The organism is Shewanella sp. S1-49-MNA-CIBAN-0167 (genome assembly GCF_040310145.1).
Classification (GTDB): domain Bacteria; phylum Pseudomonadota; class Gammaproteobacteria; order Enterobacterales; family Shewanellaceae; genus Shewanella; species Shewanella psychromarinicola.
Genome location: NZ_JBEOPO010000075.1, coordinates 1 through 6,744 on the forward strand (window position 1 = coordinate 1; position 6,744 = coordinate 6,744).

Annotated in this window: 4 protein-coding genes; all 4 read left to right on the plus strand. The window is 39.3% G+C overall.

Annotation, left to right across the window (positions count from 1 at the left end; all coding sequences use genetic code 11):
* Positions 1 to 163 precede the first annotated feature (163 nt).
* The 4 genes from AAEZ00_RS20270 to AAEZ00_RS20285 all read left to right on the plus strand — a co-directional run bounded on the left by AAEZ00_RS20270 (position 164) and on the right by AAEZ00_RS20285 (position 6,456).
* Positions 164 to 391: a hypothetical protein gene (locus AAEZ00_RS20270; protein WP_351089667.1), complete on the plus strand. Its 228-nt coding sequence runs from the start codon at positions 164 to 166 to the stop codon at positions 389 to 391.
* Positions 392 to 868: 477 nt separating this feature from the next.
* Complete coding sequence (locus tag AAEZ00_RS20275; RefSeq protein WP_351089669.1) at positions 869 to 1,606, plus strand: hypothetical protein; 738 nt, start codon at positions 869 to 871, stop codon at positions 1,604 to 1,606.
* 62 nt (positions 1,607 to 1,668) lie between these two features.
* Positions 1,669 to 2,487 carry a DUF7946 domain-containing protein gene (locus AAEZ00_RS20280; protein WP_351089671.1) on the plus strand — a complete coding sequence of 273 codons (819 nt, stop codon included), beginning with the start codon at positions 1,669 to 1,671 and terminating at the stop codon, positions 2,485 to 2,487.
* Between the two features lie 261 nt (positions 2,488 to 2,748).
* Positions 2,749 to 6,456 carry a PIN domain-containing protein gene (locus AAEZ00_RS20285; RefSeq protein WP_351089673.1) on the plus strand — a complete coding sequence of 1,236 codons (3,708 nt, stop codon included), beginning with the start codon at positions 2,749 to 2,751 and terminating at the stop codon, positions 6,454 to 6,456.
* Positions 6,457 to 6,744 lie beyond the last annotated feature (288 nt).

A 6,744-nucleotide genomic window follows, 5' to 3' on the forward strand; every position in this document is an offset into this window, starting at 1 on the left:
CCGTATGCAGTGAAAGTTGCACGTACGGTTCTTAGGAGGGCGGCACTTGGTAACAGGTGTCGCCTATCCGACCATTATGTGTTTCAAGCCATGCCTTACATTATGGCTAGCAACTCACTATGCTACACATTACCTAATGTATTTTTTAGTCGAGAAACGGTAAATGAGTAAAAAAAAGTTGTCGCCAGAAAAAGAACAGGTTCAGGGCACTCCCTCTTACACAGCAGATGATTATAAACTGGGTATTGAGCTTTCAGAAGTTCAGTACAAAGCTGCATTGAAAAGAATTGAATCTATATTCGATTCAGAGCCTGGGACTCTGGAAGGTAAAGAGCTTGAAAAGCTGATCTCATTTGTCGAAGCTTATGAAGACAAGCATTACCCCATCTGATTTGACTCATTTTTGCCCCAAAACGTGTTGGTTGGAACAACTAGGCGATCCTGAACCAGTCAACATAGCCTGACTTTTTCTAATCTATTTTGACCGTTTGACTCATCGCCCCAAAGACTGATTGCCCTATAGCTCGTCGGAGAAGATAGTGGTATAACGGATTTGCAACAAATTGAGATGATTTGGGCTTAAAAAGATGCGTAAAATTCGCTTTCTACGCATCGATAATTTTGTAATATTTAATAAAACCTATACATATCAAACTACTGCAAAATGTTAAAAAGCGATACATAAACCTCGTAAGCATAGACGCATTCTTTCTCCGACCGTATTTTGTGCATTTGCCACTAGTTTCCTGAAATTATTCTATTTACAACAAAGACTTAGCAGTGGTATCTTTGGAGTGATAATTAAGCAACCAAGAATGTAATCGTGCTGCTATTGAATAAGCAGTTAGTTGTATAAGGATATATCACCGTGAATTGGCTCGCCGCATTTAGTCGGCTTTTTTTACTTTTAGATAAAAGTGGTACACCCGCATACCATAGTGGTGGTGACTTTATTAAGGTCATTCAACAATATGACCAAGGTCAGCCAGGTTATTCTCTTTATATCAAAGAAAGAAGTAATCGAGGCCTCAGTACCTCCAGAAAAGACTTTTATTGGGATATTTTAAAAGGTTTAGATGACTCTATCCGATTAGAAGTTTTTAGAACCTTTATAGATATTATTTCCCCTCATTTTCCTACTGAAACAGATGAACTTAAATCATATTTATTTGGTTCTGGTAATCCGGTTCCACAAGCGGTGATACCTCAAGATAACTGGAATTCAGAAAAGCTAAATACACTAATAAGAAAAATAGATAATGCTATTGATCAGCATAATTATAATCATTCGATGACACTATCGTACACATGTCTAGAGGGCTTATATAAAGCTTATGTACATAAGCATTTACCGCAAAGTTCTCAGCTGAGTGAATTGATTCCTTTATCAAAAGTTGTGCGAGATGACATTACTGCAAAATTGAATGCCATTGGGCCATTTCCTCAGAATATGGTTACTAGTATATCAACGCTTACAAGTGCCATCGGAAATTCAAGAAATGGTTTTAGTGATTCACATTTTGATAATGAGTCAAATAAGTGGTTAGCAAGTTACAGCCGAGATCTAGTGAACTCAATTGGACGGTTAATCTTACATTTTCTATAAAATACAACTAACAAGGCCTTTAGCTCTCAGGCGATAATATTTACATCAGTTGGTAGATAAAAATGAAAGAAATAAAATTTAAAATTTCCTATCGTAAAGGTGATGCTAATGATGGGCGACTAGATATGTATGACGCATCTACATCGCTCCAAGGATTCGCAAAGGCTCTTTCGATTACTACACACGCAATGTTAAATGACGGTGAGATCAAGAAAAAAGGTAACAGAATTGAAGGGGCTAAGTTATATATCAACCCTTCAAGAAAAGGTAGTTTCGAGGAACTGCTGACCTTAGCTATTGAAGAAAAAGTTGCGCTGTCTATTGGTGCTAGCGTTGTAGCTAATGTGTTTTACGATCTTATAAAATGGACTTGGTCTCAAACTTTAGATAAATCATATGAGCCATCTACACCCCAAGTAAGAAAGCTACGTGATCGTGTTGAACCGTTTATTGGCGAAATGGAAGAAGCTTTAGAAATACCTTTGGAGCAAGCTCATCGTCCGATAAAACAAAATGAAGATATGACAATTTCAATCGTACGAACAAAAGTTGGCGATGTTGTAACCCTAGACCAAAACACACTTAAAAGTGTGTCGTTATCAACGGAAACTAATTTAATCACTGGCATTACAGGAAATGTTACTAGGTTTAATATTTTGTCTGGGTTTGGTCGGTTCTATGACGATAACCTTGAGAAAACCGTGTCATTTAAGCTTCAAGATTGTGTGACCTCAAATCAGAAGCAATGGTTTCCTTGGTCTATGTATCATGCTCAGAACGGCGACGGTGGTAAAATTCAACTAGAGGTTAAACGCGTCATGTCTGCTAAGGGGGCTGTTAAGCGTTATTTGGTACATAGTGTGGATGAGGTAAAGAGTTAACAAGCTAACAAGCTAATGCCCATTACGAGTTAGAGATATCAATTACTCATAGCCTATTAACATGGGTTTGTAATACCTGAGTTAATGTGGAGGACTACCTCTTTCTTAAGGACCCAAATATTTACTGGTTCACTTCTACGTTGACCACCAAATAAGCATGGCAAACGTTCTTGCACTTCAACTTAAATAGCTTTAATTTCAACTAAATAAGTATATGATTGATGACTAGCTAAATATGATTATTTGATAGGAACTGAGTATATGTCACCATTCGAAAGCTGGCTATTTGGATACGCAGCAAACAAAATAGCAGATCAAATCAGAAATGTTTTTGGTGGCAATAAACTTTTGAAGGAACTTAGAACAACCATAGAGGCATGGGCAAATGAGCTACCATACGACGCGAGCCTTGCAAGCTCAGAAGCCTTGTTTCCTGATGTGTTACAACTTGATGGCACATCTTCCATACCTGCACTGAGTGTTCTTCGTAATAAGTTGCAGAGAACGACAATTCCTGAAAGACAAGATTGGCATAATGCTCTAATGGAGCAGTGGGAACAAGTAAGGGGGAACATCAACTTACCTCAACCCTTTTTCACCATTTCCGAAGCTGAAGCTTCACAGCTAATCTCTCAGCTCTCAGACCGTCTCGTTACAACTTGCTCTGGTCAACAAGAATATTTCAATAACACTGTTGTGACATTGCTAAGAGACATGTCCGTTAGATCCCAAGGTATAGCTCCCGACCAGTTGGAATTAGCGTCCGAAAGCTTACTGCATGATATTCGAAACAGAGAATTGGAGCAGGCTAGCAAAAAAATCACGGTGTTAAAAAGCCTTGGTTCACTGACTAACGACAGTGCAGCATTTTTAACAACACTTGAAACTAAACTAGCCATATTCAATAAGGGAAAACGGCAACAAAAAAGTACTCTGCTATCGCTTCTCCGAAATTTAAAACCTGAGACTTATGCCTATGATCTTGTTATTTCAATTCTAATTCATCTGGAAGCAGAACAAAGCCCAACTACCGCTAGACAGTTTTATCTCGACGCGAACCACTGCAACCTTAATGTGCAGGAAAGCTTTTATGAGACGCTCGCCACAATCGAAGAAATCAGCTCAGCATTTGAAAGTAGTAAAAAGCACTACCTTACAGAACAAGAACTGACTGGAATGGTGAGGGGTGCATACAGACAAAAGGATTATCAACTGGCTTTGCAAATAGCATCGCTCCTGAACGAACAATACCCTTCGCAGAATTCGCTAGTTTTAGTCAACTTAGTTGATAGTTGTAGAATTTTGACTCAATTCAACGGTATTCATTTTATCTGGTTAGATGAACCAGATAAAGAGAGAGTGATGAGTATAGTGAAATACCTAACTTCAGCAATGTTACCGAATAGCAATGAGGTGGATAAAAGACATCTCGCCATACTAATGCACCTTTTACAGCTAACCAGTAACTGTGTTAACCAGTTACTGGTTATGACAAAAGAACATCTTTCTTTGTTAGAGGAAATATCCCCAGAGTTTCACGGGTTAATCAGTGCCGATCTTGAATATGAAAAAAATCACATAGTCGGTGAAGTTTTTCTACCTGCCGAGAATAAGCTAGATGAAACGAAGTGCTACAAGCTTATCCAGGCCTTATCTTCGGGCAAGATAATGTTGCGAGAAGTAAGTGTTTGGTTTGAGCGTGGTGGGCTAATTCGAACTAGTAAAGACTATTTGGACGAGTATTTTGAGCTTTACTTTCGGACGAAACTCTGTGACCCGAAGGACAGGATGCTAACTGAACAAATTCGACAAGATGTATTGACATTTCTCGAAGAAAATAATGAAGAATACCGACAAATAAATCCTTTTATTCTCTTTGAACTTAGTGAAGCGTTGCAATTGTTAAGCCTTCCTGTTAGTGCTGCAAAGATTATCGAACCTTTACTCCCACCTAAACCTTGGTTGTCACCAATTTATATTTCCTACCTCAACGCTCTAATGGCTAGTGAAAAGTATCAAGATCTAAAATTCCGCTTAGATGCAATTCATGATGCTAGTAAACCTTTAGAGTTGTGGCACATGCAAGCATGTCTGAATCAGAGGATTGGTAATCTGAGTGATGCTCTGACCGCAGCTAAACGGGCCTTAGAGCTGGACTCAACGTTTGCCTACTCATGGTTCTTGCGACTGGCTATTGCCCGTGCTTTAGGTGTCTCACTGGCTGAGCGGAAACAAATTGTTTTTGGTATCCCTGAAGCGGTTTTTCGGCAATATGGAATAGAAAAGCAATTGTTAGTTGATGAGATTGCTATGTTTATCAATCCTTATCTAGCCGAAAGAATTATGGTGGACTGGTTTGTACAGAGTCCCATTGAAGTGGCAATCCCGTTGACGTCTTTACATTTCAATGCAATTCAGTTGCAGCATAACCAAACGGAGACTAATCCATTTACACCAGAGTTATGTGGTGATGGTGTTGTTTATACGGATGGTTTTAATGAACAGAAAAGGTTGCTCGTTAACACGGATTCGCCGAGTAAATACCCAGATCTTTTAAGTACTCAATCTGGCTTAGGTCTGGTTTTGAAAGACCTACAAGTCGGAGAGTCGGTAGAATATCAGCAGTTTGAATACACACTCTTAGGTCGCATGGGTCCTTATACTGCCGCTTTCCAGCTTGCTCTCGATATCCGTATTAAAAACAACGATGGCACAGATCCTATTTGGCCAATCAAGATGCCAGAGAATCCAGCTGAAATTTTAGCGACTTTAGAAAGGTTTACTCAACGGTTTGATAAGCACAAACCCAGTGAAGACGTATTGAGTAGTTCTAAAATCCCTTTGATGATGAAAGGCCATCGCTTACACTCAAGCGATCCAGTTAAAGGGGCTTTGGCTGCGCTTACAAATCCAACCATTTGTGAGAATACTGGTTTGTTTAATCAAGGTGTTGAAGTTAATAAAGTTATCATAGATATCTATACAGCTGTTTATTTTGCCTTAATAGGTGTAGGTGAGGTCTTTGCGGCATCTGAAATCGAATTTGTTCTGACTCAGGAATCCAAAGCAACATTAAAAGGTTGGCTTCATCAGCACTCACGCGAAGATTATTTGACATTAAACTTCAATTCAGTTGGTGGGAAACTGTGTAGCTCGGAGGATCTGAAGAGAGATGCTGGAGTTTTTATATCGAACCTAGAACAAGTCTTGGAGGCGTGCAGCACTGAACACCTAGCTGTTGCAGACACACCAGAGACTCTTGTCAGTATTAAAGATGCTTTTGATTTTTCTGTTTATACAACTTTACAAATGTCCATTGGAAATAATATTCCATTACTGAGCGTAGACCAACATGTAAGTGGCTTGGCATCGGCGTTGGGTACGAATGCCTGCAACATGTACAAAGTTACAATGTCTCTCATCAATGCTATTTCGAAAACGAAGCGTAAGCAGACAATAGTACTTAATCTATTCGCGGGGACGCCTTGTCCAATTCTGTATGATGATGTTGCTTGGTTATGTCTGTCAAATAGTCAGGATGATATTAAGTTGGTGGCAAAATTTTTAAGAAAGTACGGTGTGAAAGGGCACATAAGAGAATCTAATCAAACACTAAAGTTTATTACTGATATTGCTGGAATAGTTACCGCTCGAGAGTTTGAGGGGGGACACTTATTTGGAGGTAGTTTCGTATCGAATGGAACAAACCTCAGATACACAGATCACGTATTTTACCATTGCTGCCAAATAGCTATTCAAGAACTAGATGGGAAAACAGCAGAACATAGACTTGCGCTATTTTGTGTTTATTTAATCAGGAAATATGCGAGATCTCGTTATCACCACAAACAATCAGAGCGTTATGCTTCCAGAATCACGCAACTGATGAGGGGATTTGCACAAGGCCACTTTCTAGACGAAGTAGAGCTGATTAATGCTTTTAAAGATATATGCCAAGTCGCTCAGTAGTAGGCTAGCTTGGAGTAAGTGAATTGAATAATGCACAGGTACACATAAAAACCATACATAATTCAGTATGATTCGCTCTAGATTGCAGGTCTTCACTGTACTTACTGAAACACCATACTGCATTATAGGAGTCAATAGGGTCATGTCTGGCCTTTGGCCATACATCTACTAATCCATACCCTCTGAACTAGACCTAAATTTCTAACTCACTTCTGTCCGTGCGACCTGAAGTCGTATGAAGCGCTGTTCACCGCGAAGAGTGAACCATCTGTATCACCAGATGACCCT

Coding starts and splice junctions, on each gene's coding strand:
- AAEZ00_RS20270 (WP_351089667.1), top strand. CDS start 164: ATGAGTAAAAAAAAGTTGTCGCCAGAAAAAGAACAGGTTCAGGGCACT.
- AAEZ00_RS20280 (WP_351089671.1), top strand. CDS start 1,669: ATGAAAGAAATAAAATTTAAAATTTCCTATCGTAAAGGTGATGCTAAT.
- AAEZ00_RS20285 (WP_351089673.1), top strand. CDS start 2,749: ATGTCACCATTCGAAAGCTGGCTATTTGGATACGCAGCAAACAAAATA.